Here is a 19,477-nt window from a genome sequence, read left to right as displayed (position 1 = left end):
AAAGAAAAGAACGCCTTTTAACTGAAGCGTTCTTTCGATATCTATTCTTTTAAAAGATAGGTCACTTTATTTAAAATCTTTTCGATTTGTTTCGCGTTTTTACTATACATTTCGCTTGCTGATTTCGACTTTGTTTCTAAAGAAAATAGTTCAAGATCAGCATGACATTTTTTTAAAGATGCTAATAATAAAGGTTTGTTTTGAGGAGAAGGCATTTGGAGTTTGTCATTGTAAATGTCGATAGTAAGTTGTCCGTATGAATCCACTTGACCGAGAAAGACGTTTTCAATGACAACACCGAGTTTTTCGAGCTCAGAATGTAACCAAGCTCGGTTATGTCCGCTTGCTGAAAGAGGTTCATCTAGTACATTTCCATCCATAATAACAGTTTGTGGTTCTTTCTCGTTTGGTACTTTTAAACCGATGTCTTTTGCTGTAAGTGGCTGAGAATCTTTCTTTAATAGTACATTTAATTCTCCGCTCGGTTCTAAGACAGCAAATTCGACTTCAGCTACGCTGAACGCACTTTTTCCACGGAGAAGTTCCAGTAATTCGTCACTCGTATATTTTTCTTTCTTTAAATTATCTTCGAGTATCTTTCCGTCTTTTATTAATACGGTAGATTTTCCTTCAAAGAAGTCCCGAGCTGTTTTGTTCTTTAAAGAAAGGATTCCTGTTAAAAAAGGTACCACAGCGAAAATGAGTATCGCAAAGACGCCGTGAAAAAATTTTGAATCGAGCCCTGTAGATACTTGGGCAGCGATGTCACCGATTGTCATTCCGGCTATGTATTCAAAAAAGGAGAGCTGAGAGATTTGTCTTTTCCCTAACCATTTCGTAATAGCGAATAAAATAATTAATATGAATACAGAGCGAAGAATGACAAGTGTCCATTCCGGCAGGTGAGACATAGTCATTTCCTCCAGTCTACTTAAAACCCTTTATATTGAGGTTCTTCACGTTCTAATACTGAAATTCTATCCTTTAAATCAGCGATGACGCTGTCCATTTCTAACATACATTCATGAAATACACGTTTTGATTCTGCGTCCTGTGAATGTAGTGAAAGGGAGCTCAAACTTGCTTGAGCGCCCCTTACACTAGCAAGGCAAGTTTTTACGCTAGAGATAACAGTCATATAAACACCTCTTATCCTTTCGGTTTGAATAATAATGCTCCAATGAAGCCGAAAATAATAGCTGCGGATACACCGGCGCTTGTTACTTTAAACATGCCGGTAATAACGCCAACGATGCCATGTTTTGCAGCTTCTTCCATTGCACCGTGAACGAGGGCATTACCAAAGCTTGTAATAGGTACAGTTGCCCCGGCTCCAGCGAAATCAATTAATGGTTCATACAAATTGAATCCATCTAATATAGCTCCAGCAACAACGAGTGTTGCCATTGTATGAGCTGGTGTTAGTTTTCCGACATCAAACATAAGTTGGCCGATTACACATATAAGTCCGCCAATGACGAAAGCCCAGAAAAAAATCATTGCGTTGCACCTCCAAATTCAATCGAAACGGCATGAGCGATACACGGAATCGTTTCTTCTTGTTGGAATGTAAGTGGAGATAGTAAAGCGCCTGTCGCAACGACAAGTATTTTTTTGAACTCTCCTCTTTTCATTCGGTTTAATAAATGACCGTAAACGACTGTTGCGGAACATCCAGGCCCGCTAGCACCAGCTATGACAGGTTGTCCTTCTCTGTAAATGATAATTCCGCAATCTTGAAATTGTTCGCTCGTTACTTTCGTTCCGTGTTTATGTAGTAAGTCATAAGCAATTTCGCGTCCTACATGTCCGAGATCGCCTGTTACGATTAAATCGTAGTAAGAGGCATCAATTTGGCGTTCACGTAAATGGGCTTCAATTGTATCAACTGCAGCTGGAGCCATTGCGCCTCCCATATTAAACGGATCCGTTAATCCCATATCAATCACTCGTCCGATTGTTGCAGAGGTTACTCTTGGACCGTGTCCAGTATCGCTTAAAATAGCGGCTCCTGCTCCGGTTACTGTCCACTGTGCAGTAGGCGGCTTTTGTCCGCCGTATTCGGTAGGGTAGCGGAATTGTTTTTCTACAGCAGTATTATGGCTTGAAGCTCCAGTTAATAAATATTTTGCACCTTTTGCATTTACGATACTTGCCCCAAGTGCTAAACCTTCCATAGAAGTAGAGCAAGCCCCGAATAGTCCGAGATAAGGAGTGCCAAGTGTGCGGCAAGCAAAGCTTGTTGGAGTGATTTGATTAATTAAATCTCCTGCGAGTACGAATTGAATATCGTCTTTACGAAGTTCTGCTTTTTCAGTAGCGCGGCTACAAGCTTCTTCGAATAAAATTTTATGTGCTTTTTCATAGGAATCTTGTCCAAGCCATAAATCTTCATGAAGGATATCGAAGTCTTCTGGGATGTTCCCCTTTGCTTCAAATGGTCCACCGACAACCCCTGTTGAGATAATGACTGGTTTGTTTTCAAATACCCACGTTCGGTGTCCTTGTAACATTTATAGCCCTCCCCATTGAACGAGAATAGTTTTAATAAGTGCGATGACGAAAGCGGAAAATACACCAAATAAAATAACAGAACCAGCTAGTTTAAACATATTGCCGCCAACGCCAAGGACAAATCCTTCCGTTCGATGCTCAATACATGCGGCAATAACAGAGTTACCAAATCCAGTAACAGGTACAGCTGTGCCAGCACCAGCAAACTGCCCAAAACGATCGTATATACCAAATCCAGTTAGTAACATGGAGATGAAAATAAGAGTTGCGACTGTCGGATTGCCTGCTGAGCGTTCAGTGAAATCAAAATATGTGATATAAAAAGTAGAAATGAGTTGTCCGATGAAGCAAATAAAACCACCGACGAAAAAGGCTTTTATACAATTTTTTAAGACAGGTCTTTTCGGTTCGCGTTCTTGTTCGAATTTTTTATACTCCTGTTGTACAGGGGTTAAGTTTTTATCTTTACTAGACATTGCAATCCTTCCTTTTCTTTTAAAAAGCGTTAAGTGTTAGACTCCATTTTTTTACCAATGAATTTTAATTGTTTATTAATTTCATCTTTAGATACTTCTTTTTCCTTAATTTTTCTTTCGAGTTTTTCGAGTAACATAAAGATTTTTTTATCTGTACTGACACGAACATCGAAAGTAGGATGCTCATCACTTAGCTGCTTTTGAAGCTTTTTACGAAGAGGTTTTAATCCAAACCTTTCGTGATGCTCAGGTGTAACTGCTATGTAGAGATCTAAATTTGAATTCACTGCTGTGCTTTTTATAATTTCATCCATAGCGAGAGCTCTTTTCTTCGCTCCTTGTGATATAGATTGATTAAAGGATTCCGTACTCGTCTTTGTTAACTTTGGACCTTTTTCTTTCTCCGTTCGTTTTGCTTCTTCTTTCACTTTTTTATCTAAAGGACTATTATCACATCCGGTAAAAGAGCTAAATAGAAGTGCAAATAATGCGGTTATGAGGCCGAGTTTTCGCATAATTATCATTCCATTTCTATTACAATATGTAATGTGATAGAAAAAGGATGACTGCATATCATCCTTTTTCTATTTCACAGCAAGACTGATTTGTTATTGCTGTGAGTATTGTGGTTCTTCTTGTTGGACTTCTTCAACGCGTGGGTTTAAAGAATCGATAATCGTTTGTGTTTGCTGCGCAGCTGTTTGGAAAAGTTGCTTCGCTTGTTGGTTATCCGTATCAAGAGCGAATCCCTCTAAGCTAGCTTGTGCACTTTTTAATCCAGAAACAGTTTGTTTTAGTTTCGTAATTACAGTCATTGAATGAAGCCCCCTTTGGAATATCAATTCAAAGATTATAATTTGTGAGTTGGGGTGAATTTATGATTGGAAAATTTAGGGGTGGAATAGATTTTATATGCTTTTAGCTAAGGTGCATAAGGTATTATGGGGATATTTTTATTGATTTAGATGGATTTTATTGCTATTATTATGAGAAGAAAATGAAGTGTTTTCTATAATCATGCGCCCATAGCTCAGTCGGATAGAGCGGTGGTTTCCGGTACCACGTCTGCCGGGGGTTCGAATCCCTCTGGGCGCGTCAAAAAGTCCTAACTTACGTTTTGTAGGTTAGGACTTTTTTTATTTTCCTCTTGTTATATCTGGTGATAAGATTTACTATTAGTACTTGATTATAATTTTTAAACTTATTATTTTCTTTCAATATTATTCAAATTTCGGTTGTAAGTTCTAAATCTCATTAATACATATAAATTAATAATATTTTGGAATGGGTGTCTGCGTGAGGATTCTCCTTTTACCAAACTTATTGTACAATAGAAACAAGGGGGAGATTAGTTTGAAGGCAAGTCTTTTACAAGAACAAAGCTTACGTTTGGCAATGACACAAGAGTTAAGGCAAGCGATTACAATGCTCCAGTATAATGTACAAGAATTATCGGAGTTTTTGTATGAGCAATCGTTAGAGAATCCCCTTATTGAGTTAGGTGGTTTTGAGAGGGAGAAAAAAAAGAGCTCTAACAACAGTAAAAGTACCAGCAAACAAGTCGAGAATCAGATGGAGATCTACAGTGTGGATTCTACAACGATTCAGCAACATTTATTAAATCAAATACAGTATTATAAAATAGATGAAGAAGAGCGAAAAGTAGCTTCTTTCATTATTATGAACATGGATGGAAATGGATATTTACAAGAAACGAATGAAGAGTTAGCAGAGCTCCTTTCTGCGCCCATTCATGTAGTCGACCGCTCTGTAGAGCTTGTCCAATCACTGGAACCAGCAGGGGTAGGGGCGCGTAATATTCAGGAATGTTTAACTTTGCAATTGAAGCGCTTACAAAGACGTAATGGATTAGCAGAAGAGGTTGTAGAAGATCATTTCGCTTATTTCGTGAAGAAAGATTGGCGAAAGCTCGTTCAAGTGTTGAAGTGTAGTAATGAGGAATTGCAGAGTGCGGTAAATTGTATAACGTCATTACAACCAAAACCTGGTCTTGCGTTTTCTTCAGATAAACCACTTTACATTGTACCTGATATGGCGGTGAAAAAAGATGGCGATCGCCTCATTTTACAAATGAATGAGAGAAATATGCCGAGAATTGAAATTCATTCTGAATATAGTGCGCTTCTTAATAATAGTGAAAGTGAAGTAGCATCTTACGTATCAGAAAAGTATCAGCATGTGCAGTGGATTATGCGTAGTTTGAAGCAGAGAAAACAGACGCTGCTGCAAGTAATGACTATTATTATGGAAAAACAACGTGATTTCTTCTGGAAAGGTCCAGAGTATTTAAGACCTCTCGCTTTAAAAGAGGTAGCTGAAGAGTTAAGTGTGCATGAATCGACAATTAGTCGTGCGACGCGAAATAAATATGTGCAAACACCACACGGTTTATTTGAGATGAAATCGTTCTTTAGCAATGCCGTTTCGACGACTGAAGATGAAGCAGTTTCTACAAAACGTGTAAAACAATTTATTCAAACGTTAATTGGGGCAGAGGATAAGAAAAAGCCACTTTCAGATCAAAAGATTTCAAAATTATTAGAAGAAGAGCATGAAATTGTTATTTCTCGAAGAACAGTGGCGAAGTATAGAGAACAAATGCATATCCCAGCTTCGTCATTACGAAAAACGATCGGATAGGTGAAGAAGATGAAAGTTGTACTGTATACTAAAAAAGATTGTGGCCTTTGCGTGAAGGCAAAACAAGTTTTACAGGAAGTACAATGTGAATATTCTTTTCAAATCGAGGAAATAGATATATATGAAGATAATGACCTTTTAGAAAAATATCACTTAATGATTCCGGTTGTAGAAATGGACGGAAAACAAGTAGAATATGGTAACATTCACAAAGGTGTCATAATAAACTATATAAAGAATGCAGTTAAGAGTTGAATAAGTTTCTATCTCCTGTTACAATAATACACGTAGCAGGGATTATTTTTTTAACCTATGTGGGACACAAAATGTCACTACGGGACGTAAAGTGACCACGAAGGAAAAATGAACCGATGTAGTGAGGAGAAAAGATATGCGCTCATGGATTCAGAATACAAAAAAATTATTACCTGATCTGCTACCTGTTATGCAAACGAGAATGCAAATTCTTCAATACATTAGGCTCATGCAGCCGATTGGAAGAAGAAACTTATCAGCAAGTCTCGGTATGACAGAACGAGTATTGCGAAGTGAAGTTCAAGTTTTGAAAGAACAAAACTTAGTTCACGTCGCTTCTTCTGGAATGACTTTGACAGAAGAAGGAACAACTTTAGTTCTTGCTTTGGAAGACTTTATGAAAGAAATTTCCGGGTTAAAGGTTTTAGAAAAGCAACTTAAGGAAACATTAGACTTGGATGAAGTTTTCGTTGTCCCTGGTGATAGTGATGAATCACCTTGGGTCAAACTGGAGATGGGCCGTGCTTGTGTGACTTGTATAAAAGACCGTCTGACAGCGAATAATATCGTTGCTGTGGCTGGAGGAACTACGCTAGCTGCTGCTGCGGACATGATGCAACTTGATTGCAAAGATTTACATATGCTATTTGTCCCAGCACGTGGTGGAATTGGAGAAGGTGTTGAATTAGAAGCCAATACCATTTGTGCCAAGATGGCGCAAAATACGATGAGTAATTATCGCTTATTGTATGTTCCAGACCATGTTAGTAGCGAAGCATATGCGTCTATTGTGACAGAGCCTTCCGTGAAAGAAGTTCTTGAGTTGATTCGATCTTCCAATATCGTCATTCATGGAATAGGTGATGCTTTAACAATGGCACGTCGCAGAAGTACTTCAGAAGCAGATTGGTTAAAGATTCAGGCAAGCGAAGCAGTTGGCGAAGCTTTCGGTTACTACTTTAATGAAGAAGGAAATGTTGTTCATAAAGTAAGAACAGTTGGTATGCAACTAGAGGACTTACAAAATGTATCTCACGTTGTTGCCGTCGCTGGAGGTTCTTCAAAGGCAAAAGCAATACAGGCTGTAATTAAACAAGGGCACACTTCAATTCTAATTACAGATGAAGGTGCAGCAAAACAGTTAACAAAGGGTTTTACCCTTTAATATAATCCCCCAAGGAGGAAATTCAAATGACTAAAATTGGTATTAATGGATTTGGACGTATCGGACGTAACGTATTCCGCGCAGCTCTTAACAACTCTGAGGTAGAAGTAGTAGCAATCAACGACTTAACAGATGCTAAAACATTAGCTCACCTTTTAAAATATGACACAGTTCACGGAACTTTAAATGCAGAAGTATCTGCTAACGAAAACAGCATCGTTGTTAACGGTAAAGAAATTAAAGTTATCGCTGAGCGTGACCCAGCTCAATTACCATGGAGCGACTACGGAGTAGAAGTAGTAGTAGAATCTACTGGCCGTTTCACTAAAAAATCAGACGCTGAGAAACACTTAGGTGGATCAGTTAAGAAAGTTATCATCTCAGCTCCAGCTTCTGACGAAGATATCACTGTAGTTATGGGTGTTAACCACGAACAATACGATGCAGCTAACCACAACGTAGTATCTAACGCTTCTTGTACTACAAACTGTCTAGCTCCATTCGCTAAAGTATTAAACGAAAAATTCGGCGTAAAACGCGGAATGATGACAACAATTCACTCTTACACTAACGACCAACAAATCTTAGACTTACCACACAAAGATTTACGTCGTGCTCGTGCAGCAGCTGAAAACATGATCCCAACATCTACTGGTGCAGCTAAAGCTGTAGCATTAGTATTACCAGAACTTAAAGGTAAATTAAACGGTGGCGCTGTACGTGTTCCAACTGCTAACGTTTCTCTAGTTGACCTAGTTGTTGAACTTGACAAAGAAGTAACAGTTGAGGAAGTAAATGCAGCATTCAAAGCAGCAGCTGAAGGCGAATTAAAAGGTATCCTTGGATACAGCGAAGAGCCATTAGTATCTATCGACTATAACGGATGTACAGCTTCTTCTACAATCGATGCATTATCTACAATGGTAATGGAAGGTAACATGGTTAAAGTACTTTCTTGGTACGATAACGAAACTGGTTACTCTAACCGCGTAGTAGACCTAGCAGCTTACATGACTTCAAAAGGTCTTTAATTCTTAATTATATAAGTTATCAATGACAAAACGAGGGAGAGGGTTTGTTCCCTCTCTCTCTTCTTTCGTTTTAAAAGCAAATGTGTTAAGCTTTTGAGTGGGTTTTGTCAATCCTAACTAGTAGTCGGAGGGAAATCCAATGAACAAAAAATCAATTCGTGACGTAGATTTAAAAGGTAAGCGTGTATTTTGCCGCGTTGATTTCAACGTACCTATGAAAGAAGGCAAAATTACAGATGAAACTCGTATCCGTGCAGCTCTTCCTACAATTCAATATTTAGTAGAGCAAGGTGCGAAAGTTATTTTAGCAAGTCACTTAGGCCGTCCAAAAGGTCAAGTAGTAGAAGAAATGCGTTTAACTCCAGTAGCAGCACGTTTAGGTGAGCTTCTTGGTAAAGACGTTAAAAAAGCGGACGAAGCATTCGGACCAGTTGCACAAGAAATGGTTGCAGCAATGAACGAAGGCGACGTATTAGTTCTTGAAAACGTACGTTTCTATGCGGGCGAAGAAAAGAACGATGCAGAACTTGCGAAAGAATTTGCAGCACTTGCTGACATCTTCGTAAACGATGCATTCGGTGCAGCTCACCGTGCTCACGCTTCTACAGCAGGTATCGCAGACTACCTACCAGCAGTATCTGGTCTATTAATGGAAAAAGAGTTAGATGTACTTGGTAAAGCACTTTCTAACCCAGAACGTCCATTTACAGCTATTATCGGTGGTGCGAAAGTAAAAGATAAAATCGGTGTAATTCGTCATCTATTAGACAAAGTAGATAACTTAATCATCGGTGGTGGACTTGCTTACACATTCGTTAAAGCTTTAGGTCATGAAATTGGTCTATCTCTATGTGAAGACGACAAGATCGAACTAGCTAAAGAATTTATGCAACTTGCAAAAGAAAAAGGCGTAAACTTCTACATGCCAGTTGATGTTGTAATCACTGAGGAATTCTCTGAAACTGCAACAACTAAAATCGTTGGTATCGACTCTATCCCTTCTAACTGGGAAGGCGTGGACATCGGTCCTAAAACACGTGAAATTTATGCAGATGTAATTAAAAATTCTAAGCTTGTTGTATGGAATGGACCAATGGGTGTATTCGAAATGACTCCATTCGCAGAAGGTACAAAAGCAGTAGGACAAGCATTAGCAGATGCAGAAGATACATACTCTGTTATCGGCGGTGGTGACTCTGCAGCAGCTGTTGAAAAATTCGGTATGGCTGATAAAATGAGCCACATTTCTACTGGCGGCGGTGCGTCATTAGAATTCATGGAAGGTAAAGAGCTTCCAGGTGTAGTTTGTCTTAACGACAAATAAGTAGCAGCCAAAGAAAAAGGACGGTGCAAAGCATGCGTAAACCAATTATCGCAGGTAACTGGAAAATGAATAAAACTCTATCAGAAGCAGTTAGCTTCGTAGAGGAAGTTAAAGGTCAAATCCCAGCAGCTTCAGCTGTTGATGCAGTAGTTTGCTCTCCAGCTCTATTCTTAGAGCGCCTTGTAGCAGCAACTGAAGGAACTGACTTACAAGTAGGTGCACAAAACATGCACTTCGAAAAAAATGGTGCATTCACTGGCGAAATTAGCCCAGTAGCACTTAGCGACTTAAAAGTTGGCTATGTAGTACTTGGCCACTCTGAGCGTCGTGAAATGTTTGCTGAAACAGATGAGTCAGTAAACAAAAAGACTATCGCAGCATTTGAACATGGTTTAACACCAATCGTATGTTGTGGTGAGACTTTAGAAGAGCGCGAAAGCGGAAAAACATTTGATCTAGTAGCAGGTCAAGTGACAAAAGCACTTGCAGGTTTAACAGAAGAGCAAGTTAAAGCAACTGTTATCGCTTATGAGCCAATCTGGGCTATCGGTACAGGTAAATCTTCTTCTTCTGCAGATGCAAACGAAGTATGTGCGCACATCCGTAAAGTTGTTGCAGAAGCTGTTTCTCCAGAAGCTGCAGAAGCTGTTCGTATCCAATACGGCGGTAGCGTAAAACCAGAAAACATTAAAGAGTATATGGCACAATCTGACATCGACGGCGCTTTAGTTGGCGGTGCTAGCTTAGAGCCAGCTTCGTTCTTAGGTCTTCTGGGGGCGGTAAAATGAGAAAGCCAACAGCTTTAATCATTCTTGACGGTTTCGGACTTCGTGAAGAAACTTACGGGAATGCTGTAGCACAAGCTAAGAAACCTAATTTTGATGGTTACTGGAACAAATTCCCTCACACAACGCTTACAGCTTGTGGCGAGGCAGTAGGTCTTCCAGAAGGTCAAATGGGTAACTCTGAGGTTGGTCACTTAAATATCGGTGCTGGCCGCATTGTATATCAAAGCTTAACACGCGTTAACGTTGCAATTCGTGAGGGTGAGTTCGATAAGAACGAAACGTTCCAAAGTGCAATTAAAAGCGTAAAAGAAAAAGGTACTGCACTTCATTTATTCGGTTTACTTTCTGACGGTGGTGTGCACAGTCACATGAATCACATGTTTGCTCTTCTTCGCTTAGCAGCTAAAGAAGGCGTTGAGAAAGTATACATTCATGCATTCTTAGATGGCCGCGATGTTGGACCAAAAACAGCACAAAGCTATATCGATGCAACAAATGAAGTAATTAAAGAAACAGGAGTAGGACAATTCGCGACTATCTCTGGTCGTTATTACTCCATGGACCGTGACAAGCGTTGGGATCGCGTAGAAAAATGTTACCGTGCTATGGTGAATGGTGAAGGCCCTACTTATAAATCAGCAGAAGAGTGTGTAGAAGACTCTTATGCGAACGGTATCTATGATGAATTCGTATTGCCGTCTGTAATTGTTAACGAAGATAACACGCCAGTTGCAACAATCAATGATGATGATGCAGTTATCTTCTATAACTTCCGTCCAGACCGTGCAATTCAAATTGCTCGTGTATTTACAAACGAAGACTTCCGTGAGTTCGATCGTGGTGAAAAAGTACCTCACATTCCAGAATTCGTATGTATGACACACTTCAGTGAAACTGTAGATGGTTACGTGGCATTCAAGCCAATGAACCTTGATAACACTTTAGGTGAAGTTGTTGCGCAAGCGGGATTAAAGCAACTTCGCATCGCGGAAACTGAAAAGTATCCGCACGTTACATTCTTCTTTAGCGGTGGTCGTGAGGCTGAATTCCCAGGAGAAGAGCGTATCTTAATTAACTCACCAAAGGTTGCAACGTATGACTTGAAACCTGAAATGAGCATTTACGAAGTAACGGACGCTTTAGTAAATGAAATCGAAAATGATAAACATGATGTTATCATTCTTAACTTTGCGAACTGTGATATGGTTGGCCATTCTGGGATGATGGAACCAACAATTAAAGCAGTAGAAGCAACTGACGAATGTTTAGGAAAAGTTGTAGAAGCGATTCTTGCAAAAGATGGTGTAGCACTTATTACTGCTGACCATGGTAATGCGGATGAAGAATTAACTTCTGAAGGAGAGCCAATGACAGCTCATACAACTAACCCGGTTCCTTTCATCGTTACTAAGAACGACGTAGAATTACGTGAAGATGGTATCTTAGGTGATATCGCTCCAACAATGCTTACACTTCTTGGTGTTGAGCAACCGAAAGAAATGACAGGTAAAACAATTATTAAATAATTTGCTTATATAAAAAGGAGAGAATTTATTATGTCAACAATTATTGATGTTTATGCTCGCGAAGTCCTTGACTCTCGTGGTAACCCAACTGTAGAAGTAGAAGTTTACACAGAAAGCGGCGCTTTCGGACGCGCTATCGTACCAAGTGGTGCATCTACTGGTGAGCACGAAGCAGTAGAATTACGTGACGGTGACAAATCTCGTTACCTTGGTAAAGGTGTTGTTAACGCAGTAAACAACGTTAACGAAATTATCGCTCCAGAAATCGCTGGTTTCGATGTAACTGACCAAGCTGGTATTGACCGTGCTATGATCGAATTAGATGGCACTCCAAACAAAGGTAAACTAGGCGCTAACGCTATCCTTGGTGTATCTATGGCAGTAGCTCACGCAGCAGCTGACTTCGTAGGTCTTCCATTATACCGTTACCTTGGTGGATTCAATGCAAAACAATTACCAACTCCAATGATGAACATCATCAACGGTGGTTCTCACGCTGATAACAACGTTGACTTCCAAGAGTTCATGATCTTACCAGTTGGTGCTCCAACATTCAAAGAATCAATCCGTATGGGTGCTGAAGTATTCCATGCACTTAAAGCTGTATTACATGACAAAGGTCTTAACACTGCAGTAGGTGACGAAGGTGGATTCGCTCCAAACCTTGGTTCTAACCGTGAAGCTCTAGAAGTAATCATCGAAGCTATCGAAAAAGCTGGTTACAAAGCTGGCGAGAACGTATTCTTAGGAATGGACGTTGCTTCTTCTGAGTTCTACAACAAAGAAACTGGTAAATATGACCTTGCAGGCGAAGGCCGTACTGGCTTAACTTCTGCAGAAATGGTTGATTTCTATGAAGAGCTTTGCAAAGACTTCCCAATCATCTCTATCGAAGATGGTTTAGACGAAAACGACTGGGATGGTCACAAATTATTAACTGAGCGTATCGGTGATAAAGTACAATTAGTTGGTGACGATTTATTCGTAACTAACACTCAAAAACTTGCTGAAGGTATCGAAAAAGGTATCTCTAACTCAATCTTAATTAAAGTTAACCAAATCGGTACTTTAACTGAGACTTTCGAAGCTATCGAAATGGCTAAACGTGCTGGTTACACAGCAGTTGTATCTCACCGTTCTGGTGAAACTGAAGATGCTACAATCGCTGACATCGCAGTTGCAACTAACGCTGGCCAAATCAAAACTGGTTCTATGAGCCGTACTGACCGTATTGCTAAGTACAACCAATTATTACGCATCGAAGACGAGCTAGGCGAAGTAGCTGTTTACGATGGTATCAAATCTTTCTATAACATCAAACGATAATTGTAGAAAATAAACGACAGACCATGAGAAATCACGGTCTGTTTTTTTATGCTAAAATTGTTCACCCGTCATAAGTGACATGAAATGTTTGAAGAAGCGGTTATAATCAAAATCAATTGCTATTTGATGACTCGGCCAATCAATAAATGGTTTAGATTCTCCTAAAGAGCGAAATTCTCCAATGCTTGCCCCCTGTGCATAAGATTCTGTCATGACAACGATAGGTGATTTGTGATAGGTAAACATAGAGTTATCAAGTAAAGCGAGTATTGGTATTGTGTCATGGAAGGGGCTCCCCTTTAAATGTGGTAGGGCGTCTTTATAATATCCGTAGTAATAATGATCAAATAACGGTTTGACAAGTGGAACTTTTCCTTTTGCCTCAATGTATTCTGCCATTTCTGGTGTAATGATGGAGTATTGAGTGACGTTTAATGGGTATATGTACATGTTAGCTGTGGATTGAAGGACTATATTAGCGGCAGTAGGATCGCCATAAAAGTTTGCTTCGGAAATAGGGGTAACATTACCAGGATGTAAAAAGGCACCGCCCATTACGTAGTAAGATTTAATTTGTTTCATTAACTGTTTGCACATGATAAACAAAATTGCTAGGGAGGTAAGTCTTCCTAAACTCACAATAATTAATTCATCCTTATACTGTTCAATATGAGGAATAACTTCAAAAAAATTCTCCATTTCTCCGTTAGTCACATTCACCTTTGGAATAATTGGACCGAGCCCCTGTTTTCCATGTACATCCGTAAAAAACGCAGGTGGGGCACCAGTAAGGGGACGTTCTGAACCACCGAATATCTTGATATTTCTATTCTTTGTTTCGTTATTAAAAAAATGAGCATTTTCTACGGCCATTTTTTTTGGAACATTGCCGTAATCAGCAACGATACCGACGATTTCTATTTCATCGATAAAGAATGCTAAGAGGAGAGCCATCGTATCATCAATCCCAGGATCACAAAAAATGAGAACTTTTTTGGGCATATGTTCACCACCTATCTTGTTTATCCCATACAAACCAGCTTGGTGAGGGCTAATAATCAATAAGGATGAGGGGAATCTCATTGATTAAAGTTTCACTTTATATATATGTAAGTTTAAGAATAAAAAGATTATTTTATTGAAATAATAGTCTTTTAAATTCAGAAAATAAAAACTTTTTATATTAGGTCAAGGTTTTTGACGTAATTTTCGTTTAGAAATGCAGTCATATCAAGGTTGTAAGCGTATAACATAGGCTGTTTTTGCTGTCAAGTTGATAAATTGCAGCTTTTTACAATTTATACTATGATAAAGATATTAACAGAAGATCGTATAAACATGAGGGATGATGAACATGAAATTTACAAAGATTCTTGTCCAAATTGCTGCTCTTTACGTTTTTTATATGGTTGGAACTTGGGTACAAGAAATGTTAAATATTCCGATTCCAGGAAGTTTGATTGGAATGTTCCTCTTACTTGTTTTACTTAGCCTAAAAGTTCTTCCAGTGAAATGGTTCGATTTAGGAGCAGAAACACTCGTTGCTATTATGCCGTTTTTATTAATTCCGCCAACGCTTGGCCTAATGAATTACGGTGCTTTTTTTATGAGTAAAGGAATTTCTCTTTTCATTACAGTTGTAGCGAGTACGTTTTTAATTATTATTGTCGCAGGACATACAGGACAATATCTTGCGAATAGGAAGGAAAGAGAGTCGCGATGAGCCAAATATTAATCGGAATCGGTTGGGTTCTTTTTACGGTGCTATTATATCAATTATCTAAAAAAATCTATAAATTATTTCCAACACCATTCACCATTCCAATGCTTGTAGCAACAGGATTAATGGCTTTCCTATTTATCGTGCTTGATATACCATATCAACATTATATGGAAAGTGGTGGTGGCTGGATTGCAAAGCTACTTGGACCCGGTGTTGTAGCATTTGCAATTCCTCTTTATAAACAACGTCATGTTCTGCAAAAATATGTTGTACCGATTGCTGGTGGCGTATTAGTAGGTACAACAGTTGCAATCGCTAGTGATTTTGCGATTGCTTCACTTATGGGAACGGATAAAAGCTTAATCTTATCGTCTTTACCAAAATCGGTGACAATGCCAGTTGCGATGAGTGTTTCAGAGCAAGTCGGTGGTGTACCTTCCTTAACAGCAGCTTTCGTTGTTATCGCAGGTATTACTGGAACGATTACAGGACCCCTTTTATTAAAATGGAGTCGTGTTACAAACTCAGTTGGTAAAGGTATCGGATTTGGATGTGCTTCTCATATTATGGGTGTTATGAGAGCGATGAAAAATAACGAACATGAAGGTGTTATTGGATCGGTAACAATGACATTAACAGCAATTTTGACATGTTTACTTGGACCGTTATTTGCGATGATGTTTATGTAATAGAAGAAAAGCGAGAGCGCCTCTATAGCTCTCGCTTTTCTATAGAATTTATGCTACAGTTACAATAACTGAATCTTTGTAGGAGGTACGCCAAGTGCATACGTTATTATCAGTTTTACTTATTATTGTATCGATTTTAATGATTGTTATGGTACTTATGCAATCTAGTAATAGCTCAGGCCTTTCAGGTGCAATTTCAGGCGGTGCGGAGCAATTATTTGGTAAGCAAAAGGCACGTGGAATTGAAGCGGTATTAAACCGTATTACAATTGTTTTAGCTGTATTGTTCTTTGTATTAACAATTGGTGTTACGTACTTCAATTTATAGAATTGAAAGAAGAAGCGTTAGTGAATGGTACTAATGGTTCTTCTTTTTTTGTTTTGCTATTTGAAAGATGTTTCTAATTAGATTATAGAAATACAAATATGGTACACTAGATATAGAAAGAATACGACTAGATTACAGAAGAGAAAGAGGAGAAATACATGATGAAATTAGCATCTCCGAAACCATTTACATTTGAGGGTGGAGACCGCGCTGTTTTATTACTACATGGATTCACAGGGAACTCAGCTGATGTACGTATGTTAGGGCGTTTCTTAGAAAAGAAGGGCTATACTTGTCATGCGCCAATTTATAAAGGGCACGGTGTACCACCAGAAGAGCTTGTTCATACAGGGCCTACAGATTGGTGGCAAGATGTAACGGAGGCATATCAGCTTTTAAAAGATAAAGGTTTTGAGAAAATTGCTGTTGTTGGATTGTCACTTGGCGGCGTATTTTCTTTAAAATTAGGTTATACAGTACCGGTTTTAGGTGTAGTACCAATGTGTGCACCGATGTATATTAAGAGTGAAGAAACGATGTACCAAGGTATATTGGCATATGCCCGCGAATATAAAAAACGTGAGCAAAAATCACCTGAACAAATTGAACAAGAAATGTTGGAATTCCAAAAGACACCGATGAATACATTAAAAGCATTACAACAATTAATTGCTGACGTACGTAACAATGTGGATATGATTTATGCACCAACATTTGTTGTACAAGCACGTCATGACGAAATGATTAATACAGATAGTGCTAACATTATTTATAACGGTGTAGAATCTACGTTAAAAGACATTAAATGGTATGAAGACTCTACGCATGTCATTACACTTGATAAACAACGTGACGAGCTACATGAGGATGTATATAACTTCTTGGAGCAACTAGATTGGTAAGATCTAGTTGCCTCTTTTTTTCATAAGGAATTTTTTGTGAAAACTGTAAAAATCATAAGGGGAGTATTGAAGTTTCACTTTATACATCCCCTATCTTTCGGATACACTAAATAATATAAGGTTTTAAAGGAGGTATTTTTGCTTGGAAGAAATCATACAAGAACATATTGATAAGTTGTTATTATTTATGAGAGAAGAAGCGTATAAACCGCTAACGATACAAGAGTTAGAAGAGGCATTTGGGATTGAAGGTTCTGAGGGCTTCAAAGATTTCGTAAAGGCACTTGTAACGATGGAAGAAAAGGGACTTGTTATTCGTACTCGTAGCAACCGTTACGGTCTTCCTGAAAAGATGAATTTAATACGCGGTAAGTTAATTGGACATGCACGTGGTTTTGCATTCGTTGTACCAGACGAGAAGAAAACTGGAGATGATGATCTTTTCATCCCGCCTACAGAGTTAAACGGTGCACTTCATGGCGATACAGTATTAGCACGCCTTAGTTCCCAATCGAGTGGTTCACGTCAAGAAGGGTCTATTGTACGCATTTTAGAGCGTGGAACGAAAGAACTAGTTGGTACATATACAGAATCGAAAAACTTTGGATTTGTTATACCTGACAATAAACGCTGGACAAGTGACATTTTCGTATTGAAAAGCGCATCAATGGGTGCTGTAGAAGGCCATAAAGTAGTTGTAAAAATTACGAGCTATCCAGAGAATCGTTTAAGTGCGGAAGGTGAAGTTATTCAAATTCTAGGTCATAAAAATGATCCAGGAGTAGATATTTTATCTGTCATCCATAAACATCACTTGCCTTTAGCGTTCCCTGAAGAAGTGATGGAACATGCCAACAGTGTACCAGAAACGATTTCAGAAGAAGATTTAAAAGATCGCCGTGATCTACGTGACCAAATGATCGTAACGATTGACGGTGCAGACGCAAAAGATTTAGATGATGCTGTTACAGTAACGAAACTTGAGAACGGTAACTACAAGCTAGGCGTTCACATTGCGGATGTAAGTCATTACGTTCAAGAAGGTTCTCCAATTGATGTAGAAGCAGCGGAAAGAGCGACGAGTGTGTATCTTGTTGACCGTGTAATTCCGATGATTCCACACCGTCTATCTAACGGTATTTGTTCATTAAATCCGAAAGTAGACCGTCTGACATTATCTTGTGAAATGGAAATCAACAACTTAGGTGATGTTGTTAAACACGAGATTTTCCAAAGTGTGATTAAAACGACAGAGCGTATGACTTATGCTGACGTAAGAAGCATTTTAGAAGATGAGGACGAAGAGTTAATTAAGCGTTATGAGCCGCTCGTACCGATGTTTAAAGAGATGGGTCAATTGGCACAAATTTTACGTGAAAAACGTATGCGCCGTGGTGCAATTGACTTTGACTTTAAAGAAGCGAAAGTATTAGTGGATGAAGAAGGAAAACCGACAGACGTTGTCATGCGCGATCGTTCTGTATCAGAGAAGTTAATTGAAGAATTTATGCTTGTTGCGAATGAAACAGTAGCAGAGCACTTCCACTGGATGAACGTACCATTCATGTACCGTGTCCATGAAGATCCGAAAGAAGATAAGTTAGAGCGTTTCTTCGAGTTTGTAACGAACTTCGGATATGCGGTAAAAGGACGTGCGAATGAAGTACATCCTCGTGCGCTACAACAAATTCTTGAAATGGTTCAAGGGCAGCCAGAAGAAGTAGTTATTTCAACAGTAATGCTTCGTTCTATGAAGCAAGCTCGTTACGATGCGGATAGTTTAGGACATTTCGGTTTATCAACTGAGTTCTACACACACTTCACATCACCAATTCGTCGTTACCCAGATACAATCGTTCATAGATTAATTCGTGAATACATTATTAACGGTAAAGTCGACAACGAAACGCAAGCAAAATGGCGTGAAAAATTACCTGAGATTGCAGAGCATTCTTCTAATATGGAACGTCGTGCTGTTGAAGCAGAGCGTGAAACAGATGAGATGAAAAAAGCAGAGTATATGGTTGATAAGATCGGTGAAGAGTATGACGGTATGATTAGCTCTGTAACAAACTTCGGTTTATTTGTAGAGCTTCCAAATACAATTGAAGGTCTTGTACACGTTAGTTATTTAACGGATGATTACTACCGTTATGACGAGCAACATTTCGCTATGATCGGAGAACGTACAGGAAACGTATTCCGCATCGGTGACGAAATTACAATTCGCGTTATTAACGTAAACAAAGACGAGCGTGCAATCGACTTTGAAATCGTTGGTATGAAAGGCACACCTCGCCGTAAGTTCAAAGATCGTCCAGTCGTTATCGAGCAGCCAAGAACAGGCAGAAAGAAACGCGGTGGACGTAGCGAGCGCAGTAATGAGCGCGGCGGTGAACGTGGCACAGGTAGAAAATTTGACCGTGGTGGTAAAGGAAAAGGAAGAGGATCTGCATCCGCTTCTGCTAGCCAGCCAGGAAAAAAAGATGGTAACGGTAAGAAGAAAAAAGCATTCTTCGAAAATGTACCAGGATTCAAGAAGAAAAAGAAAAAGCGTAAGTAAGAAAAGGATGGCTTCGCTTTGATGAAAAGCGGGGCCGTTTTCTTTTTTCTTCGTGGCTTGAGAGCGAGCCACTTTCGCTTTTAATGGAATCCAGCTACAGTGGCTAGAATGTTCGGCGGCTTCGCTTCTTCCCCAGAGGCAAAGAGCGCCTCAAGGTCAGAAGCTCCATCCATCTCACATTCTGAGCGAGCCACTTTCGCTTTTTG

Annotated in this window: 21 protein-coding genes and 1 tRNA gene; 14 read left to right on the top strand and 8 right to left on the bottom strand. The window is 39.2% G+C overall.

Going from position 1 to position 19,477, the window contains the following annotated elements; all coding sequences use genetic code 11:
* Nucleotides 1–41: 41 nt before the first annotated feature.
* From BLT20_RS24205 to BLT20_RS24175, 7 genes are all read right to left on the bottom strand, one after another.
* Nucleotides 42–911, bottom strand: coding sequence for a DUF421 domain-containing protein (locus BLT20_RS24205; RefSeq protein ID WP_060632849.1), 870 nt, complete (start codon nucleotides 909–911; stop codon nucleotides 42–44).
* 20 nt (nucleotides 912–931) lie between these two features.
* Nucleotides 932–1,138 carry a DUF1657 domain-containing protein gene (locus BLT20_RS24200; protein ID WP_073339246.1) on the bottom strand — a complete coding sequence of 69 codons (207 nt, stop codon included), beginning with the start codon at nucleotides 1,136–1,138 and terminating at the stop codon, nucleotides 932–934.
* Nucleotides 1,139–1,149: 11 nt separating this feature from the next.
* Nucleotides 1,150–1,500: a stage V sporulation protein AE gene (gene spoVAE, locus BLT20_RS24195; RefSeq protein ID WP_000575919.1), complete on the bottom strand. Its 351-nt coding sequence runs from the start codon at nucleotides 1,498–1,500 to the stop codon at nucleotides 1,150–1,152.
* Nucleotides 1,497–2,513, bottom strand: a complete 1,017-nt coding sequence (spoVAD, locus tag BLT20_RS24190; RefSeq protein ID WP_000938970.1) for a stage V sporulation protein AD — start codon at nucleotides 2,511–2,513, stop codon at nucleotides 1,497–1,499. Before spoVAD ends, spoVAE begins: the two co-directional genes overlap by 4 nt.
* On the bottom strand, nucleotides 2,514–2,990 hold the full coding sequence (gene spoVAC, locus BLT20_RS24185; RefSeq protein ID WP_000095399.1) for a stage V sporulation protein AC: 477 nt from the start codon (nucleotides 2,988–2,990) through the stop codon (nucleotides 2,514–2,516).
* 29 nt (nucleotides 2,991–3,019) lie between these two features.
* The gene (locus BLT20_RS24180; protein WP_001228545.1) at nucleotides 3,020–3,505 is read right to left on the bottom strand and encodes a YhcN/YlaJ family sporulation lipoprotein; all 486 of its coding nucleotides are present in this window, start codon (nucleotides 3,503–3,505) and stop codon (nucleotides 3,020–3,022) included.
* 93 nt (nucleotides 3,506–3,598) lie between these two features.
* Nucleotides 3,599–3,805: a DUF1657 domain-containing protein gene (locus BLT20_RS24175; protein ID WP_000216166.1), complete on the bottom strand. Its 207-nt coding sequence runs from the start codon at nucleotides 3,803–3,805 to the stop codon at nucleotides 3,599–3,601.
* Between the two features lie 204 nt (nucleotides 3,806–4,009).
* On the opposite strand from BLT20_RS24175, the gene BLT20_RS24170 reads away from it, so the two are divergent.
* The 9 genes from BLT20_RS24170 (at nucleotide 4,010) to eno (ending at nucleotide 13,066) form a co-directional block, all read left to right on the top strand.
* Nucleotides 4,010–4,085, top strand: a tRNA-Arg gene (locus BLT20_RS24170).
* 258 nt (nucleotides 4,086–4,343) lie between these two features.
* Entirely contained in the window at nucleotides 4,344–5,651 is a 1,308-nt protein-coding gene (gene rpoN / locus BLT20_RS24165) for an RNA polymerase factor sigma-54 (protein WP_000647957.1), read from the top strand.
* A gap of 9 nt (nucleotides 5,652–5,660) precedes the next feature.
* Nucleotides 5,661–5,906 (top strand): glutaredoxin family protein, encoded by a 246-nt coding sequence (locus tag BLT20_RS24160; protein WP_000869730.1) that lies wholly within the window; start codon nucleotides 5,661–5,663, stop codon nucleotides 5,904–5,906.
* A gap of 136 nt (nucleotides 5,907–6,042) precedes the next feature.
* A complete protein-coding gene (gene cggR / locus BLT20_RS24155; protein ID WP_001258190.1) occupies nucleotides 6,043–7,071 on the top strand; it encodes a gapA transcriptional regulator CggR in 1,029 nt (342 codons plus the stop codon).
* Nucleotides 7,072–7,097: 26 nt separating this feature from the next.
* Nucleotides 7,098–8,102: a type I glyceraldehyde-3-phosphate dehydrogenase gene (gene gap / locus BLT20_RS24150; RefSeq protein ID WP_000161236.1), complete on the top strand. Its 1,005-nt coding sequence runs from the start codon at nucleotides 7,098–7,100 to the stop codon at nucleotides 8,100–8,102.
* 139 nt (nucleotides 8,103–8,241) lie between these two features.
* Nucleotides 8,242–9,426, top strand: a complete 1,185-nt coding sequence (locus BLT20_RS24145) for a phosphoglycerate kinase (RefSeq protein ID WP_001036350.1) — start codon at nucleotides 8,242–8,244, stop codon at nucleotides 9,424–9,426.
* Between the two features lie 32 nt (nucleotides 9,427–9,458).
* Entirely contained in the window at nucleotides 9,459–10,214 is a 756-nt protein-coding gene (tpiA, locus tag BLT20_RS24140) for a triose-phosphate isomerase (RefSeq protein WP_001231038.1), read from the top strand.
* On the top strand, nucleotides 10,211–11,740 hold the full coding sequence (gene gpmI / locus BLT20_RS24135; protein WP_001231152.1) for a 2,3-bisphosphoglycerate-independent phosphoglycerate mutase: 1,530 nt from the start codon (nucleotides 10,211–10,213) through the stop codon (nucleotides 11,738–11,740). Before tpiA ends, gpmI begins: the two co-directional genes overlap by 4 nt.
* 30 nt (nucleotides 11,741–11,770) lie before the next feature.
* Nucleotides 11,771–13,066: a phosphopyruvate hydratase gene (gene eno, locus BLT20_RS24130; RefSeq protein ID WP_000103954.1), complete on the top strand. Its 1,296-nt coding sequence runs from the start codon at nucleotides 11,771–11,773 to the stop codon at nucleotides 13,064–13,066.
* A gap of 51 nt (nucleotides 13,067–13,117) precedes the next feature.
* On the opposite strand, the gene BLT20_RS24125 is transcribed toward eno, so the two are convergent.
* Complete coding sequence (locus BLT20_RS24125; RefSeq protein WP_001125049.1) at nucleotides 13,118–14,068, bottom strand: nucleoside hydrolase; 951 nt, start codon at nucleotides 14,066–14,068, stop codon at nucleotides 13,118–13,120.
* Nucleotides 14,069–14,420: 352 nt separating this feature from the next.
* Between BLT20_RS24125 and BLT20_RS24120 the strand changes: the two genes are divergently transcribed.
* From BLT20_RS24120 to rnr, 5 genes are all read left to right on the top strand, one after another.
* Nucleotides 14,421–14,789, top strand: coding sequence for a CidA/LrgA family holin-like protein (locus tag BLT20_RS24120; protein WP_000673222.1), 369 nt, complete (start codon nucleotides 14,421–14,423; stop codon nucleotides 14,787–14,789).
* Complete coding sequence (locus BLT20_RS24115; protein ID WP_000078304.1) at nucleotides 14,786–15,478, top strand: LrgB family protein; 693 nt, start codon at nucleotides 14,786–14,788, stop codon at nucleotides 15,476–15,478. The genes BLT20_RS24120 and BLT20_RS24115 overlap by 4 nt, the downstream gene beginning before the upstream one ends.
* Nucleotides 15,479–15,572: 94 nt before the next feature.
* Nucleotides 15,573–15,806 (top strand): preprotein translocase subunit SecG, encoded by a 234-nt coding sequence (secG, locus tag BLT20_RS24110; protein WP_000557264.1) that lies wholly within the window; start codon nucleotides 15,573–15,575, stop codon nucleotides 15,804–15,806.
* 161 nt (nucleotides 15,807–15,967) lie between these two features.
* Nucleotides 15,968–16,708 (top strand): carboxylesterase, encoded by a 741-nt coding sequence (gene estA / locus BLT20_RS24105; protein ID WP_000761986.1) that lies wholly within the window; start codon nucleotides 15,968–15,970, stop codon nucleotides 16,706–16,708.
* A gap of 142 nt (nucleotides 16,709–16,850) precedes the next feature.
* A complete protein-coding gene (gene rnr / locus BLT20_RS24100; RefSeq protein ID WP_000391088.1) occupies nucleotides 16,851–19,271 on the top strand; it encodes a ribonuclease R in 2,421 nt (806 codons plus the stop codon).
* Nucleotides 19,272–19,477: the final 206 nt, after the last annotated feature.

Source organism: Bacillus sp. cl96, from assembly GCF_900100505.1.
GTDB classification, from domain to species: Bacteria; Bacillota; Bacilli; order Bacillales; family Bacillaceae_G; genus Bacillus_A; species Bacillus_A cereus.
Note: the sequence above shows the minus strand (reverse complement) of the source record. Positions and strands in the feature narration are given on the sequence as shown.